This is a genomic window from Stenotrophomonas hibiscicola ATCC 19867 (assembly GCF_000382065.1).
In the GTDB taxonomy this organism is placed as follows: Bacteria; Pseudomonadota; Gammaproteobacteria; order Xanthomonadales; family Xanthomonadaceae; genus Stenotrophomonas; species Stenotrophomonas hibiscicola.
Genome location: NZ_KB907501.1, coordinates 305,103 through 329,001, shown reverse-complemented (window position 1 = coordinate 329,001; position 23,899 = coordinate 305,103). Strand labels below are relative to the sequence as shown.

Here is a 23,899-nt window from a genome sequence, read left to right as displayed (position 1 = left end):
GCGCCGGACCGGGGCGCGTGCCGAGCAAGCTCGGCACCTACCAAGTGCACATGACGGCGTTGCCAGTGTTCAAGGAACAAGCACATCCACGCATGGCGTGGCTCTACTGGGCCTTTTCCACGTACTTGGCGAACACGTCGTCAATCTGCGTGTCCTTCACCTTCTTGCCGGACTGGATCTCTTCGGCCTGGGTGAAAAGCGGGATGATCATCGCCATGCCGTCGATCCTGGTCTTCAGGTGCACGCCCGGCGCCTGGGTCAGGAAACCATCCCAACGCTGGCGCACCTTGGCCCAGTAACCGGCGGTGGCCTTCCAGTAGTTGCGCGCCGGGGTGAAGTCGACCTCGGTGGTCTTCACGTAGTCGTTGAAGCCGAACTCGCGTGCGATCTCCACCTGGCTGCCATCGGCGTTGCGCTGCACCTTGGTGTTGAACTGCTCGTGGGTCCAGCCATTGGGCGTGAGCGTGTGGCGGTTGACCACGGCCAGCGCGTTGTAGTCGCTGCGCTTGGTGTACTCACGGCGCGGCAGCGGGCGCCAGCTCAGATCGCTGGTCCAGCTCGGCACGTTGTTGGCGTAGGTCCAGGTGCCGGTGCCGCAGTAGCGCGGTGCGTCGCTCACTTCGTACACGCACTGGGTCCAGGCGCCCTGGTTCACCGCCGACGGAATACTGCGCACCTTCCAGGTCTGGTCGGCGCTGAACTCGAAACGGTTCGGTGCTTCGTACACCCAGTCCTGGCGCCAGTGCTTGGTGATGTGGCCGCTCTTTTCATCCAGCAGCAGGTGCTGCAGCACGATGCGCTTCGGGGTGTCCTCGACCACGATGACCACTTCGCTGCCGCCGCTGCGCATCGCCGGTGCACGCTCGTAGCCCGGCTTCAGCAGCACGGTCTCGTCGAAGGCGAAGTCCACGGTGTACTCACCCTGCATGGCGAGGATGCTGTCGTGGTCGCGGGCGATATCGGAGGGCTGCGCGCTGGCCACGCCGCTGGCGGCGAGCAGCAGCATGGCGCTGGCTGTCTGGAGCTTCATCGGGGTCTTCCTTCGGGGTTGCAGATTCATTGAGGGGCCATCCGTGGCCAACGGGCGTTCCATCAGGAGAAGGTCACAGGCGGATCAGCGGCAGGTCGCCGGGAATCTGGGGCGCCGGACGCCGGGCGGCGTCGGCACAGCAGCAGTCGTCGATCACCAGCTCGCCTTCAGCACCTTCCAGGCGTGCGATGCGGCGCGCGGTGGCCGCGCCCAGCGAGGACAGGGTCGACAGACTGGCGGCCAGCGTGCGTCCGTCGTCGGCGGCATGCAGGCGCAGCGCGCACAGGCGCCAGCGCTGGCCGCCAAGATGGCCGGCCAGGCGCCGCCACAGGCGTTCGCCAACGCTCGCCTCGCTGTCGTGTTCCGGTCCCGGCGGCAGCGGCGCGACCAGACGGTCCCAGGCCAGGAAATCGCTGTCGGGCAGCAGGTACAGGCGCCACACGCAGCGGCCGCGGCCATCAAGGAAGCACAGGCTTTCGCGCAGGCCCTCGCTGTCCACGCCCTGGCAGGCGTGTACGCGTACGGCCTGGCGCCAGCCGCCCAGCTCGTTGCCGTCGGCGTGGTACAGGCACAACACGGTGCCGAGCGTGGCCAGCTGTGCCGGGGTCGGCCAGGCCGCGCTGTTCGGCGCGGCGATGGAGTCATTCCTGCGTGCGGACAAGGCTCGGCTCATGAGATCACCAGGAAACGGCAAGGCTGGCGGAGAAGGTGCGGCCCGGGCTGCTGAAACGATCGCTCAGTGCGCGATCGGTGATCAGGCTCGGGGTGATCGACGACCATTCGATGTAGCGCTTGTCGGCCAAGTTGAACACACCGACATTGAAGGTGGCACCCGGCGCGAAGTTCCAGTGCGCCATCAGGTCCAGCACGCCGTAGCCGGCCGGCTGGTAGACGAACGGCGCCGGTGCGTTCGGATTGGTCTGCGCCGCAGGCGGCGGCAGGCGCTTCTTGCGCTGCACGAAGGTACCGGCCAGTTCGACGCCCCAGGTATCGGTGTCGTACATCAGGCCCAGCGTGCCACGCAGCGGATCGACCGAGGCCAGCGGTTCGTCATCGGTCCGGTTGTCACCACGCGACCATGCCAACGCACTGCGCAGCGCCAAGCCCTTCAGCGCCGGGCTGAGTTCGCCAAACTCGATGCCGGCCTTCATTTCCGCGCCATAGATGCGCGCGTCGGCGATGTTCTGCGACTGGAACACGGTCAAACCCTGCGCGTTGCGACCGGTATCGACGTTGGACTGGATGAAATCCTTGTAGTCGTTGTAGTAGCCGCTGACGCTGACGTACGCCGCCGGCGCGATGAAGCGCAGGCCCAGTTCGTAACCGTCGCTGGTTTCCGGCTTCAGATCCGGATTGGCGATGGCGGTATAGCGGAAGGCGATGTTGGTCAGGCCGATGTTGACGTCGTTGTACGGCGGCGAACGGAAGCCGCGCGCATAACCGGCGAACAGCGACCATTCGTCGGTAAAGCGCCAGACCATGCCCAGCTTCGGCGACACGCTGGTCTTCTTCAGCTGCGCCACGGCCGTGGTCGGGTTGTCTTCGGCGAAGATGCTGTCCACTTCCGGCTTCAGCTCGTAGCGGTCCACGCGCACGCCCGGCACCAGCGACAGCCTGCCATCGGCAAAGCGCATCTCATCCTGTGCATACAGGCCCAGCTCGGTAGTCTTGCTGATCGGGAAGTCACGCACCGGGAAGGTGTCCGGCAGCACCGTGTTGCTGACCACGCCAGCCTTACTGACCTGATAGCCGTCGCGCTTCTGCCGTATCTCGGTACGGGTGCCTTCGAAACCGTAGGTCAATGCGTGCTCGACGCTGCCGGTGGCGAACGCCTTGTTGAACTGCGCCTGCAGGCCATAGGCATGCTGGTCGAAGGAGAACACGCGGTGGCGACGGGTGCCGTCGGTGCGGGTCTCGTCGGTCTGCTGCCGGGTTTCGCTGTTCTGCGCGTACACCTGCCAATGCAAGCTGTCGGCGAACGGCTGGTCCAGCGCATCCATCTCGTGGGCGAAGGAGACGCGGTTGCGCTTCTGGGTGTCGTGGGACTTCATGCCAGTGGCCGCAGCCATCGCGCCGGGGCGCGGTGCAACGCTGGCGATCGCCGACAGCACATTGGTATCGGTGGTGTCTTCGTTGCCTTCCACGGTCAGGCGGAAGCGCTGGTCCTCGCTGGGTGCATAGACCAGTTTGCTGAGCAGGCTGCGGCCGTCGCGATCCTGCGGATTGGACGCGGTGCGGGTGTCGTTGTCGCTGCGAACCGTGCCCTTGTTGTCCGTTTCCTGGCCCTGGTGGTGGTTGACGTTGACCAGGCCGCTCCAGTGGTCGCCACCGAAGGCGGCCGTGGCACCGCCGAGCAGGCCCTTCCACTCACCGTCGTAGCCGAACTTCAGGCCGAAGTAGCTGTTCTTGCCGTCCTTGAGATAGTCGGCCGGGTCTTTGGTCACGAACGCGACCACGCCACCGAGTGCATCGGAGCCGTACAGCGGGCTGGCCGGTCCACGCACGATCTCGACGCGCTTGAGCGTATCGAGGTCGGTGAAGTTGCGGTTGGAACTGGCGAACGAACCGATGTCGAACCGGGTCGGCATGACGATGCCGTCGGTCTGGATGCGCACGCGGTTGCCGTCCAGGCCACGGATGCGGAAACCATCCAGGCCGAAGCGGGTCGCGCTGCGGGTGACCGACAGGCCCGGCTCGTAGCGCACCAGATCCTTGATGTCCTGCACCAGGTGCCGGTCCATCTGCTCACGGTCGATGACATCCACGGTGGCCGCCACGTCGCTCAGCGCCCGCTCGGTGCGGGTGGCGGTGACCTGCACCCGATCGAATTCGCGCGCATCGGGGGCAGCAGTGGCAGCAGCGTGGGCGGACAGCGGCAGCGCCATCCAGACAGCAAGGCAAAGGGCGGTATGGCGGGTCATCGGGTTCGTTCGGTCAGGCAGGGGAACCCCCGGTTACCGGCGCACCCGGAAGGTGCACGCGGTAGACCGAGGGGGAGAGAGCGGGAGCGGACGGGTCGCCCACCCTGTCGGCGCTGCCGGCAGGAGGGAGGGAGGCGGGCGACCAGACCGCGATTACTTGGTCAGGATCAGCTTGTCGTTGCTGGTGTGCCGCAGGCGATAGAAACGGTCGCCGTGCTGGATCAGGATTTCACGACGGCCCTTGAGCAGGGCTTCGCTGTCGATGACCTCTTCCGGCGGAACGACACGGACCGGACGATCGCGGAGGGTCAGCGTTTCGGGGCGCAGCAGTACAGGTTGAGCATTCATGAGCATCTGGACTCGTGCGAGGGACGAGTTAAATGATAATGATTCTCAGTTGACAATCAACAACCATTCTCAATTTCATTGATGAGATTAATGATCGAATTCGGAAATTCGATAAACACCATCAATCAAAAGATTGAGTGCGACACCTTTGTAGAGTCGAGCCACGCTCGACTGCTCTTGGCGCCGTCGCCAGGAAACGCCCGCGCTGCGCGCGGAGTCGAGCATGGCTCGACTCCGCAAAGGGCTGTCAGGCGAAGACGGCTTCGACCTGGGCCCAGCCGGCGGCGTCGACCTGCTCCAGCACGTCCAGTGCCTGCAGGTTCTGCAGCAGCTGGCTGACCCGGCTGGCGCCGAGGATCACGCTGGAGACGTTCGGGTTGCGCAGGCACCAGGCGATGGCCAGCGTGGCCGGGGCCTGGCCCAGCGCGCGTGCCACCTCGCTGAAGCGGCGCACCTGGGCCAGGCGGGCTTCGGCGTCGGCACCCAGCACCAGGTCCTGCAACCACTGCATGCCTTCCCGGCCCAGCCGCGCATCGGCCGGAATGCCCTGGTCGTACTTGCCGGTGAGCAGGCCCGAGGCCAGCGGCGAGAAGATGGTGGTGCCCAGTCCGGCGCCGGCATACAGCGGCGCGTACTCGACCTCGACCCGTTCGCGGTGCAGCAGGTTGTACTGCGGCTGCTCCACCGACGGGCCCTGCAGGTTGCGCGCCTGCGCGATGTCCAGCGCCTGCTGGATCTGCACGGCCGACCACTCCGAGGTCCCCCAGTAGAGGATCTTGCCCTGCCGCACCAGGGTGTCCATGGCATGCACGGTCTCGGCGACCGGTGCGTCCGGATCCGGGCGGTGGCAGTAATAGAGGTCCAGGTAATCCACCCGCAGGCGCTTGAGCGCGGCGTGGCAGGCATCGGTCACATGCTTGCGCGACAGGCCGCGCTGGGTCGGCCGCGGGTCCTTGGCGCTGCCGAAGAACACCTTGCTGGAGACGCAGAAACCGTCGCGCGGCAGGCGCAGGTCGGCGATCACATCGCCCATCACCTGTTCGGCGCGGCCGTCGGCATAGCCCTCGGCATTGTCGAAGAAGTTGACGCCATGATCCCAGGCGGCCGCCACCAGGTTGCGGGCCTCGTCGCGCGGGATCTGGTCACCGAAGGTCACCCAGGCGCCGAAGGACAGGGCGGAAATCGGCAGGCCGGTGGAGCCCAAGCGACGGTATTGCATGCGAATCTCCTGCTGCGGGCCCGCATCCGGGCCGGGATCGAACTCCATTCTACCTGCCGCCGCCGGCCGCAAGCCCTTGCCGTTGCTGGCCCGATCGGTACCGTTGGGTGCGCGCACGCTGCTTTTTCTTGCCCCGGCCCCTGCCCTGCACTAGGCTTCCCGTTTTTCGCGACGCCCCAGGGGAGTCACTCACATGGTCGAAGGTTTGGGCAGGATCGGCTTCGGCCTGTTCGGGTTGGCGGTGCTGATCGGCATCACCTGGTTGTTTTCCAACAACAAGCGTGCAGTTGACTGGAAGCTGGTTGCCACCGGTATCACCCTGCAGATCGCCTTTGCGGCGCTGGTGATCCTGGTGCCGGGCGGGCGCGACGTGTTCGATGCGCTGGGCAAGGGCTTCGTCAAGATCCTCAGCTTCGTCAACGAGGGCTCGGGCTTCATCTTCGGCTCGTTGATGGACACCAAGAACTACGGCTTCATCTTCGCCTTCCAGGTGCTGCCGACCATCATCTTCTTCTCGGCGCTGATGGGGGTGATGTACCACCTCAACGTCATGCAGGCGATCGTGCGCGTGATGGCCTGGTCGATCACCAAGGTGATGCGCGTGTCCGGCGCGGAAACCACCAGCGTCTGCGCCAGCGTCTTCATCGGCCAGACCGAGGCGCCGCTGACCGTTCGCCCGTACATCGCCAGGATGACCCAGTCCGAACTGCTGACCATGATGATCGGCGGCATGGCGCATATCGCCGGCGGCGTGCTTGCGGCCTACGTGGGCATGCTGGGCGGCGGCGATCCGGCGCAGCAGGCTTTCTACGCCAAGCACCTGCTGGCGGCCAGCATCATGGCGGCCCCGGCCACCCTGGTCGTGGCCAAGCTGCTGATTCCGGAAACCGGCACCCCGCTGACCCGCGGCACGGTGAAGATGGAAGTCGAAAAGACCTCCAGCAACATCATCGATGCCGCCGCTGCCGGCGCCGGTGACGGCCTGAAGCTGGCACTGAACATCGGCGCGATGCTGCTGGCCTTCATCGCCCTTATCGCGCTGCTGAACGCGCCGCTGACCTGGGTGGGCGAAGTGACCGGCCTGGCCGCTGCCATCGGCAAGCCGACCAACCTGTCGACCATCTTCGGCTATCTGCTGGCCCCGATCGCCTGGGTGATCGGCACGCCGTGGGCCGACGCCACCACCGTCGGCTCGCTGATCGGCCAGAAGGTCGTGATCAACGAGTTCGTCGCCTACACCGAACTGTCGCAGATCGTGAACGGCCAGATCCCGGGCGTGAGCCTGTCCGCCGAAGGCCGCCTGATTGCCACTTACGCGCTGTGCGGCTTCGCCAACTTCAGCTCGATCGCGATCCAGATCGGCGGTATCGGTGGCCTGGCGCCGGAGCGCCGCCACGACCTGGCCAAGTTCGGCCTGCGCGCGGTGCTAGGCGGTACCATTGCCACCTTCATGACGGCGACCATCGCCGGCGTGCTGACGCACTTCAGTTGAACCCCTGGTTGAGAAAAGATTTCCTATGAGCAGCAGTGTCGTTGTCGTCGGTTCCTTCAATGTCGATCACGTGTGGCGGTGCGAAACGCTGCCGGCACCGGGTGCGACCATTGCCGGCCGCTACAGCACCGGCCCCGGTGGCAAGGGCTTCAACCAGGCCGTGGCGGCCTGCCGCGCTGGTGCGGACACCCACTTCGTGTGTGCGTTGGGCGATGACGCCGGTGGCGCCACTGCGCGCGAACTGGCTGCGCACGATGGCTTCGCGCTGATCGCCGAGGCCAGCAGCGAGCCGACCGGCACCGCCGGCATCTACGTCGATGCCCGTGGCCGCAACACGATCGTGATCGGCCCCGGCGCCAATGCCGCGCTGGGCACCGATTTCCTGCAACAGCAGCAGGCCCTGCTGGCCGGTGCCAAGGTGGTGCTGGTGCAGCTGGAATCGCCGGTGCAGACCATCGAAGCGGCGCTGGCCACGGCCCGCGAGGCCGGTGTCACCACCGTGCTCAACACCGCGCCGGCCGACGCGCCCTCGACCATCGGCCTGCTCAAGCTGGCCGATGTGATCACCCCGAACGAGACCGAGTTCGCCGCCCTGCTCGGCCGCCATGTCGGTGAGCGCGTGGACGCCAACGACGTCGCCGCGCTGGATGGCGCCAGCCTGCACGCGCTGTGCCGCAAGCTGGTCGGCAACGGTACCGTGGTGGTGACGCTGGGTTCGGTGGGCGTGTTCGTCTCGCACGCCGACGAGAACCTGCGCGGCGACACCCAGCCGTACTACCGCGTCGGTGCCGAACAGGTGCAGGCCATCGACACCACCGGTGCCGGTGATGCCTTCAACGGTGCGCTGGCTGCGTCGCTGGCACAGGTGGCCGATGCACCGTTCGCCCGCCACGTGCGCTTTGCCAACCAGTTCGCCGGTCGCTCGACCGAGAAGGAAGGCGCTGCAGCGGCGATGCCGCGCTTCACCCCGGCCGACGCCGAAGCCAAGTAATTCCACGCCACGCGTGGATGACAAGGCCCGGGTGCACAGGCACCTGGGCCTTTCTTTCGCCCATTGCCCAGCCCCTGCGACCGCCTGTCGCATTGCCCACATCCTGCCCCCTCGCTCACGATCCGCGCAGCTTCCTTGCACGGGCAGGACATGGACGGATTCCCCTGGTTGCTGGTCGCGGCCGCAGGCAGTGCCGCTGCGGCGCTGCTGCATATCGGCTGCATCGCCTTTGGCGCTCCTTGGTACAGGTACTTCGGTGCCGGCCCGCGCATGGTCCGCCTGGCGCATGCGGGGCACTGGTGGCCGCCGCTGATGACCGCCGGCATTACGGCCGTGCTGGTGGCCTGGACGCTGTACGCACTGGCCGCTGCGGGCTGGCATTCGCCGCTGCCGGCCAGTCGTCTGGTCCTGTCGGGCATCGCCCTGCTGTTGCTGCTGCGCGCGGCGATGGGGTTCGGGCTGGCGCTGCTGCGGCCCGGCTACAACGGCCGGCGCTTCTGGGTGGTCAGTTCACTGGTCTGCCTCAGCCTGGGGCTGGCCTTCGCGCTGGGTGCCGGCCAGGCCTGGCAGCGCCTGGGGTAGCCGCCCACCTTCGCCCGCCCTTGGGGGCGGCGGAAGCAACCGTCAAGCATCTGCTGATGCCGGTACGGCATGAGGTCGGTGCCGATCGGCCTGAACCGGGGCGCAGCCGATACGGCCGCGTCGCTGTCGGCGCCCTACAATGGGCGCATGCAGATCGGCCCGTACACCATTGCTCCGAACGTCGTGCTGGCGCCCATGGCCGGCGTCACCGACAAACCCTTCCGCCTGCTGTGCAAACGGCTGGGCGCGGGCCTGGCCGCCTCGGAAATGACCATCAGCGACCCGCGCTTCTGGACCACGCGCAAGTCGATCCACCGCATGGACCATGACGGCGAACCGGCACCGATCAGCGTGCAGATCGCCGGGACCGAGCCGCAGCAGCTGGCCGAGGCCGCGCGCTACAACGTCGACCACGGCGCGCAGATCATCGACATCAACATGGGCTGCCCGGCCAAGAAGGTGTGCAATGCCTGGGCCGGCTCGGCGCTGATGCGCGACGAGCAGTTGGTGGCGCGCATCCTCGAAGCCGTGGTCAACGCGGTGGACGTGCCGGTCACGCTGAAGATCCGCACCGGTTGGGACTGTGACCACCGCAATGGCCCGCTGATCGCGCGCATCGCCGAGGACAGCGGTATCGCTGCACTGGCCGTGCACGGCCGCACCCGCGACCAGCACTACACCGGCCAGGCCGAGTACGCCACCATCGGCGAGATCAAGGCCGCACTGCGCATTCCGGTGATCGCCAACGGCGATATCGATTCGCCGCAGAAGGCGGCCAACGTGCTGAAGGAAACCGGCGTGGACGCGGTGATGATCGGCCGCTCCGCACAGGGCCGGCCGTGGATCTTCCGCGAGGTGGCGCACTACCTGGCCACCGGCGACGAACTGCCACCGCCGTCGTTGGCGGAAGTGCGCGACATCCTGCTCGGCCACCTGCATGCGCTGCATGCGTTCTATGGCGAGCCGCAGGGCGTGCGCATCGCGCGCAAGCACTTGGGCTGGTATGCCAAGGACCGGCCGGAGAACGCCGCCTTCCGCGCCGTGGTCAACCGTGCCGAAGACCCACAGAGCCAGATCGCGCTGACCACCGAGTACTTCGACCGCCTGATCGCCGGGGAACCGGCGCTGCCTTCGGCCGCCTGACCGCCCTGCCGCGTCGCAACGTCGAGCCTGCTCGACCGAATTGAACTCCGAGAGCCCGCCTCCATGACCCCGCCGATCTCCTCTCCCACCTACCTCCACGGGTTTTCCGGCACCGAGCAGCAGCGCCTCATGACCCAGGCCCGGCTGCTGGAATCGAGCATCTTCGGCCAGATCGACTACAGCGGCGCGCGGCGCCTGCTGGAAGTCGGCAGTGGCGTTGGTGCACAGACCGAGATCCTGCTGCGCCGCTTTCCCGAGCTGCACGTGACCGGCGTGGACCTGAGCGAAGCGCAGCTGGCTACCGCACGCGAAAACCTGGCGCGTACGCCATGGTGCAGCGACCGCTACACCCTGCAGCAGGCCGATGCCGGCGAGCTGCCGTTCGAGGCCCGCAGCTTCGACTCCGCGTTCCTGTGCTGGGTGCTGGAACACGTGCCGTCACCGGCGCGCGTACTCAGCGAAGTGCGCCGCGTGCTGGCACCGGGTTCGCCGGTGTACATCACCGAGGTGATGAACGCCTCTTTCCTGCTCGATCCGTATTCGCCGCACATCTGGCGCTACTGGATGGCGTTCAACGATTTCCAGTACGACCATGGTGGCGACCCGTTCGTCGGCGCCAAGCTGGGCAACCTGCTCCTGGCCGGCGGCTTCCGCGACGTGCACACCGAGATCAAGACCATCCACCTGGACAACCGTGAACCGGCGCGCCGCAAGACGATGATCGCGTTCTGGGAGCAGCTGCTGCTGTCGGCGGCCGACCAGCTGCTGCAGGCCGGCTCGGTGGACGAGGAAACCGTGGAAGGCATGCGCCGCGAGTTCCGCCTGGTGCAGAACGACCCGAATGCGGTGTTCTTCTATTCGTTCGTCCAGGGCCGCGCCACGGTGTATTGATCCGGTGTTCTGCTGCCGATCGAGGCCGCAGAGCCACGCCATGCGTGGATCCACTGATCAATGCACGGCGGTGTGGTCGGCCGCGCCCGGCGCCGCCGCCGGCTCCTGCCAGATCCGCTGCCACATCGCCGCCAGGCGGCGACCGGCGTCGGCACGCGCGGCGGGACTGCTGTAGTCCACGCGCACCTGCTCGGGAACAATTGCCCGCCACTGCCCGTCGGCCTGCTCGGCCACGACGAAATTGAAGGTGTAGTCCGGCTCCAGCCCCATGCGCAGGTCGCTCAGCACCAGCCGGCCGTCCACGACCTGCGCACGCATGAAGCCACGGTTGAACCACTGCAGGCGCCGCACTGCCGGAATGCCCCCCGCTTCGCGCAAGGCCTGCACGTTGGACGCATGGCCTTCGAACCGCATCGGCCCGTGGTCGGCCACCAGCGAGCGATCACCCACCACGTAGCCGTTGGGCGTCATCGCCACCACCCGCCACAGCAGGGTGTTGAACGGCATCGGCACCGAGAAGCGCGGCGCATCGCCCAGGCCCATCGCGGACAGGCTCTGCTGCGCGGCACGGTCGACCTGTGCCTTGGCGATCAGGCCCCAGCCCAGGTAGCCACTGCTGATCAGCAGCGCCACGCCCAGCACCTTGCCCACCCAGGACCGGGCGCGACCAAACCAGGCCAGCACGCAGCCCAGCAGCAGCCATACCGTGTAGCCAGGATCGATGATGAAGACACTGGAACCCATGGTCGGATGTGGCCGCAACGGCCACCACAGCTGGGTACCGTAGACGGTGAACGCATCCAACAGCGGATGGGTGACCAGCGCCAGCTGGATCGCCCAGAACCAGCGCAGCGGTGACTGCGCGACGCGGCCATTGCCGAAGCGCTTGAACAGCCACCAGATCAATGCGGCCACCCAGGGCAGCACCAGCAGCGAATGACTGAAACTGCGGTGCTCGATCATGTTCGCCACCGGATCGGCTGCGGTGAAACCGAGCCACAGGGCGTCGAGGTCCGGCAGGGTGCCAAGCGCGGCACCGGCCAGCAGGGCCGCGCGGCGGTGGCCAGGCGGGGCGATGGCAGCAGCGACGGCGCCACCGAGCACGATCTGGGTCAGGGAGTCCATGGGCCGATGCTAGCGGCTTGCGGGCGGTGCATGTAGAGCCGAGCCCATGCTCGGCTGCTCTTCATTGCGTGTAACGGCAGCCGAGCATGGGCTCGGCTCTACAAGGGTACAGACGCGGGCGGGTTACGCCGCCTGCGACATGCGTGCGCCCGGCAGCTCCGCCAGCGTCTGGCCGTTGTGGTCCAGCAGGCGCAGCGCGCCATCATGGTCTTCGGCCAGCGCGGTCAGGCTTTCCACCCAGTCGCCGTCGTTCGCGTAGACCAGGCCATCGCGTTCAGTCAACGCAGCTCGGTGGATGTGGCCACAGACGATGCCATCCAGCCCGCGACGGCGGACATCGTCCAGCCCGGCCTGCACGAAGCGCTCGATGTAGCGTTCGGCGGCGCCGCTGCGCTTCTTCAGGAATTCAGACAATGACCAGTAGCGCATGCCCAGCAGCCGCCGCACCGCGTTCAGCGCCTGGTTGCCGGTCAGGATGCGGTAGTACAGCCAATCGCCGAATTTCTCCTGCAGGCCACCGAAGTGGGTCACGCCGTCGTACTCGTCCCCATGCGCGACCAGCAGCCGGCGGCCATGGGCGGTCACGTGGATGGCGCGGCGGCGCACCTGCATCGCCGGCAGCATCAGCCCACAGACCTGGCGCAGCGAGGCATCGTGGTTGCCGGGGATGTAGATGATCTCGGTACCCGCACGGCGCAATGCATGCAGGGCCTGGATGACTTCGCTGTGTGACTGCCGCCAATTGGCCCGGCGATGCGCCATCCACCACAGGTCGATGATGTCGCCGACCAGGTACAACCGTTCGCAACGCAGCTGCAAGAGGAACCGTGCCAGCTCGGTGGCATGGCAATGACGTGAACCCAGATGCACATCGGAGACGAACACTGCGCGCCGGTGCGGCGACAGGTTCGCCAGCGCGCTCATGCCGGCGTCCCCGCGTCGCGCAGGTAGCGTTTGCGCTTGTTCGGCCGGATCGCACACAGGTCCACTTCGATCAGGCCGTCGATCGAATCGCTGAAGTCCGGGTCGACACCGAAGGCGAGGAAGCGGGCACCACCGGGTTCACACAGATCGGTGTACTGGCGGTACAGCGTGGGTACGCCGGTACCGAGCGCAGCCAGGTTGGCCTTGAGCACCTCGAACGCGGCGCCTGCATCCAGCTCACCGAAACTGGGCGGTGCGGCGAAGTACTGGAACGGGCGGTTCGATTCGGCCAGGCCAGCGGTACCGCTGTAATAGCGCTGGTAGTACGCCACCAGCTGCTCGCGCGCTTCACGCGGTAGCGCCGCGCTGATCGACACGGCGCCGAACAGGTAGCGGATGCCCGGCCGGCACTGCAGGTAGGCGCCGATGCCCTGCCACAGATAGTCCAGGCTGCGGCTGCCCCAGTAGTCGGGCACCACGAAGCTGCGGCCCAGTTCCAGGCCCTCGGCGATGTGGGTGATGGCATCGTCGGAATAGCGGAACAGCGACGCGCTGTAGAGCCCGGACAGGCCGTGCCGGGCCAGTGCGTGGGCGCCGCGCATGATCCGGTACGCGCCGGCGATGCGCTGCGCGGCGGCGTCCCAGATCACGATGTGCTCGTACTGCGGGTCGTAGTTGTCGAGGTCACGGCTGCGCCCGGTGCCCTCGCCCACCTGGCGGAAGGTCAGTTCGCGCAGGCGGCCCAGCTCCAGCAGCAGCGGCGAATCGGCAGTACAGGTGGCCAGCAGAATCTGCTTGCCATCGGCGGTCTGGCCCAGCTGGGTCGCTGCGGCAATCCCTGCAGCGACCTGCGAAGGGGGCACCGGGGCGGCCAGCGGCTCAGGGCCTGCGCAGGCAGCGGCATTGCCGGCCGCGCCATTGCGGCCCAGCGCATACAGCGCGCGGCGTACCGCCAGCAGCTGTGCGCCCGGGTCACCGCCATCGCCCAGCCGCATCGGCTCGCCGATGCTCAGCCGCAGCGGGCGGCCACGACGGGTGAACATCTCGCGTGCCAGCAGCGCGGTGCCGGCCGGCTTGAACAGGGTTGATGCGCCGTAGAACAGCGCTGAGTTGCGCGCTTCCACCCGCACTGGCAGCACCGGCGCCCCGGCGGCGCGGGCAAAGCGCACGAACCCGCGCTGCCAGCGACCATCGCGGATGCCTCGCAGCGAGAGGCGCGAGACCTCGCCGGCCGGGAACACGATCACGCACTGCTCGGCGGCCAGCGCCTCCTCCACCGCGTGCAGACTGCCGCGCTGGGCCTTGCCGCCAAGGATGCGCACCGGCAACAGCAGATCCTGCAGTGGCGCGATAGCCCCCAACAGATCGTTCGCCACGATCCGCACGTCACGGCGGATGCGGCCGACCGCGTCCAGCAGCGCCAGCGCGTCCAGCGCCCCGGACGGATGATTGGCAACAATCAGCAGGCGGCCGGTGGCCGGGATCTTCGCCAGCGCGGCCGGATCCACCTGGTACTGGCCATCGACGAATTCCAGGGCGGCGGCGACGAAGCCGAATCCGCGCAACCCTGCACTGCGCTTCAGGAAGGCCTCGATCTGGTCCAACCGCGACCAGCGACCGACGCTGCGCAGCAGCGGCCGTGCCAGCTGGCCACGACGGCCATGGAACCAATCGGGGAAGCGTTGCTGGAGACGCTGTTCGAGTTCCTGCATGGCGGATCCACTCATGCCCGGCGGCCGGATTGGCCGACAGCCTGCGCCCGGCAGGCGGCAGCCAGATGGCGGTTTCGGGGCAGAACGATGACGGCCGGCCCGGCAGGGTCGCGGCCTGCGTGGTCCGGGGTTGGACAGCCCCGTCCGTCGTCACGCTGGTGGAACACTGGGCCTCGAGGCCGGGCCCCAATCCCGTCACGACGGCCCTTGCCAGGCCTACGCGGGCTTAACCACCGGCAACCGGTACCGGTTCACAATGCACAGGCGGCGCACCCCGTGTATCATGCGCGCCCATCTTTCCATCCGAATCAAGGGATATTACGCCTGATGTCCAGCTATCTCTTCACCTCCGAGTCGGTCTCTGAAGGCCATCCGGACAAGGTTGCCGACCAGATCTCCGATGCGGTGCTGGACGCGATCCTGACCCAGGACCAGCGTGCCCGCGTGGCCTGCGAGACCATGGTCAAGACCGGCGTTGCCATCGTGGCCGGTGAAATCACCACCAGCGCCTGGATCGACCTGGAAGCGCTGACCCGCAAGGTCATCACGGACATCGGCTACGACAGCTCCGACGTCGGCTTCGACGGCGCCACCTGCGGCGTGCTGAACCTGATCGGCAAGCAGTCGCCGCACATCGCCCAGGGCGTGGACCGCAAGAAGCCGGAAGAAATGGGCGCTGGCGACCAGGGCCTGATGTTCGGCTATGCCACCAACGAGACCGACAGCTACATGCCGGCCGCGATCCACCTGTCGCACCGCCTGGTCGAGCAGCAGGCCAAGATCCGCAAGAAGAAGAACTCGCCGCTGTCGTGGCTGCGCCCGGACGCCAAGAGCCAGGTCACCCTGCGCTATGAAAACGGCGTGGTCTCGGCCATCGACGCCGTGGTCCTGTCGACCCAGCACGCCCCGGGCATCAAGCAGAAGGACCTCATCGAGGCCGTCCGCGAAGAAATCATCAAGCCGGTGCTGCCGGCCAAGTGGCTGCACAAGGGTACCAAGTTCCACATCAACCCGACCGGCAAGTTCGAGATCGGCGGCCCGGTGGGCGACTGTGGCCTGACCGGCCGCAAGATCATCGTCGACACCTACGGCGGCTGGGCCCGTCACGGTGGTGGCGCGTTCTCCGGCAAGGACCCGTCCAAGGTCGACCGTTCGGCTGCCTACGCGGCCCGCTACGTCGCCAAGAACGTGGTTGCTGCCGGCCTGGCCGACCGCTGCGAAGTGCAGGTCTCCTACGCCATCGGCGTGGCCGAGCCGACCTCGATCTCGGTCACCACCTTCGGCACCGGCAAGATCAGCGATGACAAGATCGAGAAGCTGATCCGCAAGCACTTCGACCTGCGCCCGTACGGCATCATCAAGATGCTGGACCTGATCCACCCGATGTACCAGCAGACTGCGGCCTACGGCCACTTCGGCCGCAAGCCGAAGGAGTTCAGCTACCTCAACGGCGAAGGCGAGACCGTCAACGCCACGGCCTTCTCCTGGGAGAAGACCGACCGCGCCGCCGCCCTGCGCGCCGATGCGAAGCTGAAGTAAGAAACACGAAGGGCCGCTCACGCGGCCCTTCTGCGTTCTGTAGAGCCGAGCCCATGCTCGGCTTTCTTTTTCTTGCGACAAGAGCAGCCGAGCATGGGCTCGGCTCTACAAGAGCTACGCCACGCCGATACAATCGGTCCATGTCGACCGAACTGAAAACCCACCAGCTGTCCATGACCGTGCTGATGTCGCCGGACATGGCCAATTTCTCCGGCAAGGTCCACGGTGGCGCCATCCTGCGCCTGCTTGATCAGGTGGCCTACGCCTGTGCCAGCCGCTACGCCGGCAGCTATGTGGTCACCCTGTCGGTGGACCAGGTGATGTTCCGCCAGCCCATCGCGGTGGGCGAGCTGGTCACCTTCCTGGCCTCGGTGAACCATACCGGCACCTCGTCGATGGAGATCGGCATCAAGGTGGTGGCCGAAGACATCCTCAAGCGCAGCGTGCGCCACGCCAACAGCTGTTTCTTCACGATGGTGGCCGTGGATGAGGAAGGCCGGCCGACGCCGGTGCCAACATTGCAGCCGGTCACCTCGGACGAGAAGCGCCGCCAGGCCGCAGCGCTGATCCGCCGCCAACTGCGCCAGGAAATGGAACAGCGCCACCTGGAACTGCTGGCATCGAATCCTCCGTCGCCGGAGGAGTGAGGGCGTGCGGGGCACGCCCCGCACCCACCGAGGCAGGTAGCGCCGGGCCATGCCCGGCGGATACGCATCAACCCGTGTTCTGCACCCCCTGCGAAACGCCGTTCACGCACGCCACCAGCGCGCGCAGCAGCTCGTCATCCTCGCGCCCGCTGGCCCGCCAGCGCTGCAGCAGATCCACCTGCAGCACGCTGATCGGATCGACGTAGGGATTGCGCAGGCGGATCGACAGCGCCAGCCGCGCATCATGGTCCAGCAGCGTCTTCTGGTCCATCAGCGCCAGCAGCCAGTGCCGGGTAAGTTCCAGTTCGCGCTGTACCTGCGGGAAGAAGCGCCCGTGCAGGTCGCCAGACAACAGCGAGAACTGCTCGGCGATGGTGATATCACCCTTGGACAGCACCATCGCGATGTCGTCCAGGAAGGTGCGGAAGAACGGCCAGTCACGCGCCATTTCGCGCAGGGTCTCTTCATGGCCAGCGTCCACCGCCGCCTGCAGGCCGCTGCCCACGCCGTACCAGCCGGGAATGACGGCACGCGCCTGGCTCCAGGCAAACACCCAGGGAATCGCACGCAGGTTGCCCAGTGCCGCATCCTGGCCGAGCCGGCGCGAAGGACGCGAGCCCAGCGTCATCCGCTCGATCACGTCGATGGGTGTGGCGGTACGGAAGTAGTCCATGAAGCCGGCCTGGCCAACGAAGGCGCGATACACCTCGCTGCTGGCCGATGACACCGCGTCCATCACCGGCCGCCACGCATCCTCGCGCGGCTCGGCGGCACGCGGGCGCAGGCTGGCGCGCAGCACCGCACCGGTGGCCTGTTCCAGCGAGCGCAGGGCCAGCGCGCGGATGCCATATTTGCGATGGATCACTTCGCCCTGCTCGGTCACCCGCAGGCGGCCATCGATGCTGCCGCGCGGTGAAGCATCCACCGCGTGCGTGGTCTTCCCACCGCCACGGCTGATCGAGCCGCCACGGCCATGGAAGAAGGTCAGGCGGATGCCCGCCTCGGCCGCCACCTCCAGCAGTTCCACCTGCGCGCGCTGCAGGCCCCAGCGCGAGGCGGCGATGCCACCGTCCTTGCTGCTGTCCGAGTAGCCGAGCATCACCATCTGCACGTCGCCGCGCGCGCGCAGATGGGTGCGGTACACCGGGTCGTCCAGCAGGTCGCGCAGCGTGGCGGTGCCGCGCTTGAGGTCATCCACGGTTTCAAACAGCGGCGCGATGTCCAGCGGCACCGTGTCATCGGCGTCGACCAGGCCACCGCGCCGCGCCAGCGCCAGTACCGCCAGCACGTCGCTGCGGTCGTGCGCCATCGAAATGATGTAACTGCCCAGTGCATCGCCGCCATGGCGTGCGCGTGCATCAGCCAGCGCGGCAAACACCGCATCCAGCCGCTGGTTGCCTTCGTCGTCGCCCTTCGGCAACGGCGTGTCACCACTCGCATGCGGCGCCAGCAGGCGCGCACGCCCCACGGCACCGAGATCGTCCCACGCTACGTCACTGCCCAGCACCGTGGCCAGCGCACGCGCATGCACGCTCGATTCCTGGCGCACATCCAGCCGCGCCAGATGGAAGCCGAACGTCTTCACCCGCCACAGCAGACGCTGCACGGCAAAGCCGCCGGCATGTTCGCCGCGATTGGCGCGCAGGCTGTCGAGAATCAGCTGCAGATCGTCGATCAGTTCGGCGGGGCCGGCGTAGGCGCCGCTGCCATCATCCAGCGTGGCCTGCAGGCGTGCGCGCATGCGGTCGTTGAGCAGGCGGTACGGCATGTCGGCATGGCGCGGGCGCGACTGCACCTGCGGCAGCAGCTGCTGATACTGCGCCACGCGTGCCTGCAACGCATCACTCACACCCACCCGCTCGGTAGACTGGCTGAGCAGGCTGGCCAGCTGCAGCAGTTCCTTCTGGTAGCGCCCCAGCACTGCCCGCCGCTGTGCATCCAGCGTGTTGCGGATGGTGGTGGCATCCACGTTCGGGTTGCCGTCCATGTCGCCGCCCACCCAGGTGCCGAAGCGCAGCAGGCGCGGCAGGGGCAGTTCTTCGCCGAAGGTATCGCGCAGCGCCTGCTGCAGCGATTCGTACAGCACCGGGATCACCCGGTACAGCACCTGTACCAGATAAAAGCCGACGTGCTCGCGCTCGTCGTCCACGGTGGGCCGCACCGGCGAGGAATCGGTGGTCTGCCACGAAGCGGTCAGCGCCATGCGGAAGCGCGCGGCATCGGCGGCCGCTTCCCCCGGCGTGCGCTGGCCATCAAGGTTGTCGACCAGGCTGGCCACCATCAGCTGCTCTTTCTCCAGCAGCGCGCGGCGCACCGCTTCGGTCGGGTGCGCGGTAAACACCGGTTCGATGTCGATGCGCGGCAGCCATTGCGCCAGCTCGTCCAGCGTCACGCCCTGCGCCTTCAGGTGCTGCAGCGCATCCTGCAGGCCATCGGGCTGCGCCCCTGCGGTACCGGCACGCTGGTAGTCACGGCGGCGGCGGATGCGATGCACGCGCTCGGCAATGTTGACCACCTGGAAATAGGTGCTGAACGCCCGCACCATGGTCTCGGCCTGCTGCGGCGTGCGTCCGGCCAGGCCATCGGCAAGCTCGGACAACGCCGCCTGGTTCTCGCGACGGGCGATGGCGCGGGTGCGCACGTCCTCGACATCGTCGAGAAACGCGGCGGAGACCTGTTCAACCAGCAGGTCGCCGACCAGCGCGCCGAGCCGGCGCACGTCATCGCGAAGCGGAAGATCGGGAGAAGCAAACTCGATGCTGCTGCGGTACTCGTTCATCGGCGACGCACAGGCCTCGGTCAACGGATCCAGACCCCAAGCCTAAACCAGAACGGGCAGCGTGCTGCGATGCAAAAATGGTTTCATCTGCACGTATCCATGGCGGACGCAGCCGAGCATGGGCTCGGCTCTACAAGCGTCATGGCGCGTGACACCGTGTAGCGCCCGAGCCCATGCTCGGGCGGCGGCGCAGCCGCACAGGCGGCCGCTGTTGCAGCGGCCACCCTCATGCACGTATCAGCGCTTCTTCTTCGCCTTGCCCTGCTCGGCCGGGCCAATGGTCTGCTCCAGCCAGCGCTCGCTCTCGGCCAGCATGGTCATGATCGATTCGCGTGCGCGGTAGGCATGCGATTCGTTGGGCAGCATCACCAGCCGCGCGGTGCCACCCAGGCCCTTCACCGCGGCGAACATGCGCTCGCTCTGGATCGGGAAGGTGCCGGAGTTGTTGTCGTCCACGCCGTGGATGAAGAGGATCGGATCCTTGATCCTGTCGGCGTAGTTGAAAGGCGCCATCTTCTGGTAGACCTCCTGTGCCTGCCAGTAGTTGCGTTCCTCGGCCTGGAAGCCGAACGGGGTGAGCGTGCGGTTGTAGGCGCCGCTGCGGGCGATGCCGGCCTTGAACAGGCGGGTGTGTGCCAGCAGGTTGGCGGTCATGAACGCACCGTAGGAATGGCCGCCGATGGCGATGTGATCGCGATCGGTCACGCCACGGCGCACCACCTCATCCACCGCTGCCTGCGCGTTGGCCACCAGCTGTTCGATGTAGGTGTCGTTCGGCTCCTTGGCGCCCTCACCGATGATCGGCATCGACGGGCTGGCCAGCACCACATAGCCCTTGGCCAGGAACGCCTGCGGGCCCCAGTAGCTGACCGCGTTGAAGCGGTACGGCGAATCGGTCACCTGGCTGGCCGCAGCCGCGCTCTTGAACTCACCCGGGTAGGCCCACATCAGCAGCGGCCGCGGGCCGTCCCGCTTGGGGTCGTAGCCCGGCGGCAGCAGCAGGGTCGCGGTCAGGTCGACCCCATCCTTGCGCTTGTAGCGGATCTGCTCCTTCTGCACGCCCTTCAACTGCGGCAGCGGGTGCGCGAAATGGGTCAGCGCGCGCGGTGCAGCACCGGCATCGGCCAGCGACTGCACGTAGAAGTTGGCCGGCTCATCCGGGCTCTCGCGGCTCAGCAGCAGCGAGCTGGCCTGGTCGTCCAGCAACGCCACCGGCAGCGAATAGCTCGGCGCCTGCGAGTGGAACAGGCGCGTTGCCTTGCCCGTGGCGATGTCGAAGCGGTCCACGAACGGACGGTCGCCTTCCGGCGAAGCACCGGCACCGGCCAGGTACAGGCTGCTGCCATCGGGGCTGGTCTGCAGCAGCGAACGACCCCGCTCGTCACTGGCCAGCAGCGGCCGGCCCGGATCGGAATAGCGGTCCTGCGCGTCACGATCCCACAGCAGGCGCGGCTCGGCACCGGCGTTGTCCGGGGCGATCAGCCAGGTCTTGGTCCTGCGGGTCTTCCACCACGATTCGGTCAGCAGGGCCAGGTCACCGCGGCCCCAGCTGATGCCGGCCAGGCGGCTGCCAAGCTGGGCCAGGGTGACCGGCGGTTTGTCGAACGGCGCGGCCTGCATCAGCACCGCATCGCGCACCTTGGCGTCCCTGTTCGGGTCGCCGCCGTCCTGCGCTTCGGCCCAGACCAGGGTGGCGTCGGCATCACCGCGCCAGCTGATGTCGCGCACGCCGGTCACTTCGGCATCGTTGCCGGTCGGCAGCCCTTCCACCAGCGGGCGAACGGCGACGGTGTGCACCAGCTTGCCGCTGGCACGGTCGATCACTTCGATGCGGCGCGGGAAACTGCTCACCGGCACCACGTAGGAGTACGGGCGCTGCACCGGCTGGCGCAGCACGAGGCGGCCATCCGGCGACACCGAGAAGCCCATGAAGATGCCGGCCGCGCCGATCGCGCGGGTGCTGCCATCCAGGCCGACTTCCATTGGCTGGGTAGTGGCGTAGTAGTCGAACTGGCGTGCGTCGGCCTCGTTCTTCAGCAGGTCCTGGTAGGTACGGATCGACACCACGCCGCCGCCCTGGCTGGTCTGCTGCACGGCCGGGCCGGTCGGAATGCCATCGGCGGGCGGGGCCGCACCGAGGTTGGCCGGGCGGGTGAACACCACCAGGCCGCGGCTGTCCGGCAGCCACTGGTAGCCGCTGCCGATCACCGTGTTCAGGCCGGCAACCAGGCGACGGGCACTGCCGCCGGCCACGTCCACCAGCCACAGTTCATTGGCGCCACTGGCAGCGTCGACCTGGTTGAAGGCCAGCCACTTCTGGTCCGGCGACCACATCACACTGGCGATCGACAGCTTGGCCGGCAGGCCGCTGATCTGCCGCTCCTTGCCGTCGGCCACGTTCATCAGCCACAGCTTCTCGCCGAAGCTGAAGCGGCTGTCGGAGAACGTGCGAGGGTTGATGCGCAGGCCAGCCAGCTTCAGTTCCGGCTGCGCCACCACCTGGATCGAAGGCAGCGACGGCATCTGCATCATCGCGGCCACGTCGCGGCGCGGCGACAGGAACAGCGACGGCGCGCGCGGGGCGTCGACCACTGCCTGCAGTGCGGCCGATGGCAGTTCGTAGCCATTGACGCCCTGCGCCTGCGCCGGAGCTGGCTGCGAGGCGGCCGCCCAGGCCAGCGGGGCCACCGCCAGCAGCCCCATCGACAGGACCAGGCCGGTCCAGCGCCGTGTGCGGCGCGCGTGCATGCTCATCGTTCCACCTGTGTGATGCGTGAAAACACCGACCTTAACAGGCCGTGCGAGCGGCCCCATCTGCCGATGGTTGGGTCATGCCGATGTCATGCCGGGGCCGCGATATAATGGGGTTCTCCCCTGCCGAGGGGCGCTGCGACCGGATCCCACGAGGCCCGGCCAGGCTCGGTAAGGTGGCTTTGTAACAACGGCGCCCGGCTAGATTCGAGCAACCGCTCGTCCACAACCGGAGCACACGAATGAACGCTGTTGCCAAGACCTTCTCCACCGAAGGTGACTACAAGATCCGCGATATCACGCTGGCCGACTGGGGCCGCAAGGAACTGGACATCGCCGAGCACGAAATGCCGGGCCTGATGTCGATCCGCCGCAAGTACCAGGCCGAGCTGCCGCTGAAGGGCGTGCGCGTGACCGGGTCGCTGCACATGACCATCCAGACCGCGGTGCTGATCGAGACCCTGAAGGACATCGGCGCCGACGTGCGCTGGGCCTCGTGCAACATCTTCTCGACCCAGGACCACGCGGCCGCCGCCATTGCCGCCACCGGCACCCCGGTGTTTGCCTGGAAGGGCGAGACCCTGGAAGAGTACTGGGACTGCACCCTGGACGCGCTGACCTTCACCCTGGCCGATGGCACCCTGACCGGCCCGGAGCTGGTGGTGGACGACGGCGGTGACGTGACCCTGCTGATCCACAAGGGCTACGAGCTGGAAAACGGCAGCGACTGGGTCAACACCGCCTCCGCCTCGCACGAAGAACAGGTCATCAAGAACCTGCTCAAGCGCGTGGCCAAGGAGCGCCCCGGTTACTGGGGCCGCGTGGTCAAGGACTGGAAGGGTGTCTCCGAGGAGACCACCACCGGCGTGCATCGCCTGTACCAGCTGGCCCAGGCCGGCACCCTGCTGATCCCGGCGATCAACGTCAACGACTCGGTCACCAAGAGCAAGTTCGACAACCTGTACGGCTGCCGCGAGTCGCTGGCCGACGGCCTGAAGCGCGCGATGGACGTGATGCTGGCCGGCAAGGTGGCCGTGGTCTGCGGCTACGGCGACGTCGGCAAGGGCTGCGCGGCCTCGCTGCGTGCCTACGGTGCGCGCGTGATCGTCACCGAGATCGACCCGATCTGCGCCCTGCAGGCGGCGATGGAAGGCTATGAAGTCAACACCATCGAATCGACCCTGGGCCGTGCCGACCTGTACGTCACCACCACCGGCAACCGCGACATCATCCGCATCGAGCACCTGAGCGCGATGAAGGACCAGGCCATCGTCTGCAACATCGGCCACTTCGACAACGAGATCCAGGTCGACGCACTGGTGTCCTACCCGGGCATCAAGCACGTCAACATCAAGCCGCAGGTGGACAAGTACATCTTCCCGAACGGCAACGCGATCTTCCTGCTGGCCGAAGGCCGCCTGGTGAACCTGGGCTGCGCCACCGGCCACCCGAGCTTCGTGATGTCCAACAGCTTCGCCAACCAGACCCTGGCACAGATCGACCTGTGGGCGAACAAGGACAGCTACGAGAAGAAGGTGTACCTGCTGCCGAAGAAGCTGGACGAGGAAGTGGCGCGCCTGCACCTGGAAAAGATCGGCGTGAAGCTCACCACCCTGACCCAGGAACAGGCCGACTACATCGGCGTGCCGGTGGAAGGCCCGTTCAAGCCGGACCACTATCGCTACTGATGCCTGCAGGGTGCCGGACAGCGGCCGGCACTACCGGTGCATGCGACACGGACGGGCGCCTTCGGGCGCCCGTTCTGCGTTGGCGTGTGGTCGTACACCCCGCATCCAGTCCCCACT

18 protein-coding genes and 1 riboswitch are annotated in these 23,899 nt (G+C 67.2%); of the genes, 8 read left to right on the top strand and 10 right to left on the bottom strand.

Features of this window, described 5'->3' with window-relative positions; translation table 11 throughout:
• Window positions 1–103: 103 nt before the first annotated feature.
• The 5 genes from G370_RS0113630 to G370_RS0113610 all read right to left on the bottom strand — a co-directional run bounded on the left by G370_RS0113630 (window position 104) and on the right by G370_RS0113610 (window position 5,518).
• Entirely contained in the window at window positions 104–1,030 is a 927-nt protein-coding gene (locus G370_RS0113630) for a DUF6607 family protein (protein ID WP_019661102.1), read from the bottom strand.
• Window positions 1,031–1,103: 73 nt separating this feature from the next.
• Window positions 1,104–1,703 carry a ChuX/HutX family heme-like substrate-binding protein gene (locus G370_RS0113625; RefSeq protein ID WP_019661101.1) on the bottom strand — a complete coding sequence of 200 codons (600 nt, stop codon included), beginning with the start codon at window positions 1,701–1,703 and terminating at the stop codon, window positions 1,104–1,106.
• Between the two features lie 4 nt (window positions 1,704–1,707).
• A complete protein-coding gene (locus tag G370_RS0113620; protein ID WP_281162052.1) occupies window positions 1,708–3,951 on the bottom strand; it encodes a TonB-dependent hemoglobin/transferrin/lactoferrin family receptor in 2,244 nt (747 codons plus the stop codon).
• Window positions 3,952–4,104: 153 nt separating this feature from the next.
• A complete protein-coding gene (hemP, locus tag G370_RS0113615; protein WP_005412278.1) occupies window positions 4,105–4,299 on the bottom strand; it encodes a hemin uptake protein HemP in 195 nt (64 codons plus the stop codon).
• 247 nt (window positions 4,300–4,546) lie between these two features.
• A complete protein-coding gene (locus G370_RS0113610) occupies window positions 4,547–5,518 on the bottom strand; it encodes an aldo/keto reductase (RefSeq protein WP_026347143.1) in 972 nt (323 codons plus the stop codon).
• A gap of 193 nt (window positions 5,519–5,711) precedes the next feature.
• On the opposite strand from G370_RS0113610, the gene G370_RS0113605 reads away from it, so the two are divergent.
• The 5 genes from G370_RS0113605 to G370_RS0113585 all read left to right on the top strand — a co-directional run bounded on the left by G370_RS0113605 (window position 5,712) and on the right by G370_RS0113585 (window position 10,617).
• Window positions 5,712–7,010 carry a NupC/NupG family nucleoside CNT transporter gene (locus G370_RS0113605; protein WP_019661098.1) on the top strand — a complete coding sequence of 433 codons (1,299 nt, stop codon included), beginning with the start codon at window positions 5,712–5,714 and terminating at the stop codon, window positions 7,008–7,010.
• A gap of 25 nt (window positions 7,011–7,035) precedes the next feature.
• Window positions 7,036–8,001 carry a ribokinase gene (locus tag G370_RS0113600; RefSeq protein ID WP_019661097.1) on the top strand — a complete coding sequence of 322 codons (966 nt, stop codon included), beginning with the start codon at window positions 7,036–7,038 and terminating at the stop codon, window positions 7,999–8,001.
• Window positions 8,002–8,151: 150 nt separating this feature from the next.
• Window positions 8,152–8,583 (top strand): hypothetical protein, encoded by a 432-nt coding sequence (locus tag G370_RS0113595; RefSeq protein ID WP_019661096.1) that lies wholly within the window; start codon window positions 8,152–8,154, stop codon window positions 8,581–8,583.
• A gap of 147 nt (window positions 8,584–8,730) precedes the next feature.
• The gene (dusB, locus tag G370_RS0113590; protein WP_026347142.1) at window positions 8,731–9,726 is read left to right on the top strand and encodes a tRNA dihydrouridine synthase DusB; all 996 of its coding nucleotides are present in this window, start codon (window positions 8,731–8,733) and stop codon (window positions 9,724–9,726) included.
• A gap of 63 nt (window positions 9,727–9,789) precedes the next feature.
• Entirely contained in the window at window positions 9,790–10,617 is an 828-nt protein-coding gene (locus G370_RS0113585; RefSeq protein ID WP_019661094.1) for a class I SAM-dependent methyltransferase, read from the top strand.
• Window positions 10,618–10,674: 57 nt separating this feature from the next.
• Here the strand turns inward: G370_RS0113585 and G370_RS0113580 are convergent, their stop codons facing one another.
• The 3 genes from G370_RS0113580 to olsF all read right to left on the bottom strand — a co-directional run bounded on the left by G370_RS0113580 (window position 10,675) and on the right by olsF (window position 14,378).
• Window positions 10,675–11,742, bottom strand: a complete 1,068-nt coding sequence (locus G370_RS0113580) for a metal-dependent hydrolase (RefSeq protein ID WP_019661093.1) — start codon at window positions 11,740–11,742, stop codon at window positions 10,675–10,677.
• Between the two features lie 123 nt (window positions 11,743–11,865).
• Window positions 11,866–12,666, bottom strand: a complete 801-nt coding sequence (locus G370_RS0113575) for a UDP-2,3-diacylglucosamine diphosphatase (protein WP_019661092.1) — start codon at window positions 12,664–12,666, stop codon at window positions 11,866–11,868.
• Window positions 12,663–14,378, bottom strand: a complete 1,716-nt coding sequence (gene olsF / locus G370_RS0113570; protein WP_019661091.1) for a bifunctional ornithine lipid synthase OlsF — start codon at window positions 14,376–14,378, stop codon at window positions 12,663–12,665. The genes G370_RS0113575 and olsF overlap by 4 nt, the downstream gene beginning before the upstream one ends.
• A 327-nt stretch (window positions 14,379–14,705) precedes the next feature.
• Here olsF and metK point away from each other — a divergent pair, with 327 nt between their 5' ends.
• Both metK and G370_RS0113560 read left to right on the top strand, forming a co-directional pair.
• Window positions 14,706–15,917, top strand: coding sequence for a methionine adenosyltransferase (gene metK / locus G370_RS0113565; protein WP_005408103.1), 1,212 nt, complete (start codon window positions 14,706–14,708; stop codon window positions 15,915–15,917).
• Window positions 15,918–16,057: 140 nt separating this feature from the next.
• Window positions 16,058–16,564, top strand: coding sequence for an acyl-CoA thioesterase (locus G370_RS0113560; protein ID WP_019661090.1), 507 nt, complete (start codon window positions 16,058–16,060; stop codon window positions 16,562–16,564).
• Between the two features lie 67 nt (window positions 16,565–16,631).
• Here the strand turns inward: G370_RS0113560 and ppc are convergent, their stop codons facing one another.
• Both ppc and G370_RS0113550 read right to left on the bottom strand, forming a co-directional pair.
• Window positions 16,632–19,343 carry a phosphoenolpyruvate carboxylase gene (gene ppc / locus G370_RS0113555; RefSeq protein WP_019661089.1) on the bottom strand — a complete coding sequence of 904 codons (2,712 nt, stop codon included), beginning with the start codon at window positions 19,341–19,343 and terminating at the stop codon, window positions 16,632–16,634.
• A gap of 237 nt (window positions 19,344–19,580) precedes the next feature.
• Window positions 19,581–22,097 (bottom strand): S9 family peptidase, encoded by a 2,517-nt coding sequence (locus G370_RS0113550; protein ID WP_019661088.1) that lies wholly within the window; start codon window positions 22,095–22,097, stop codon window positions 19,581–19,583.
• A 119-nt stretch (window positions 22,098–22,216) separates the two neighbouring features.
• Window positions 22,217–22,300, top strand: a riboswitch (S-adenosyl-L-homocysteine riboswitch).
• Between the two features lie 36 nt (window positions 22,301–22,336).
• Between G370_RS0113550 and ahcY the strand changes: the two genes are divergently transcribed.
• Window positions 22,337–23,782 (top strand): adenosylhomocysteinase, encoded by a 1,446-nt coding sequence (gene ahcY / locus G370_RS0113545; protein ID WP_019661087.1) that lies wholly within the window; start codon window positions 22,337–22,339, stop codon window positions 23,780–23,782.
• Window positions 23,783–23,899 lie beyond the last annotated feature (117 nt).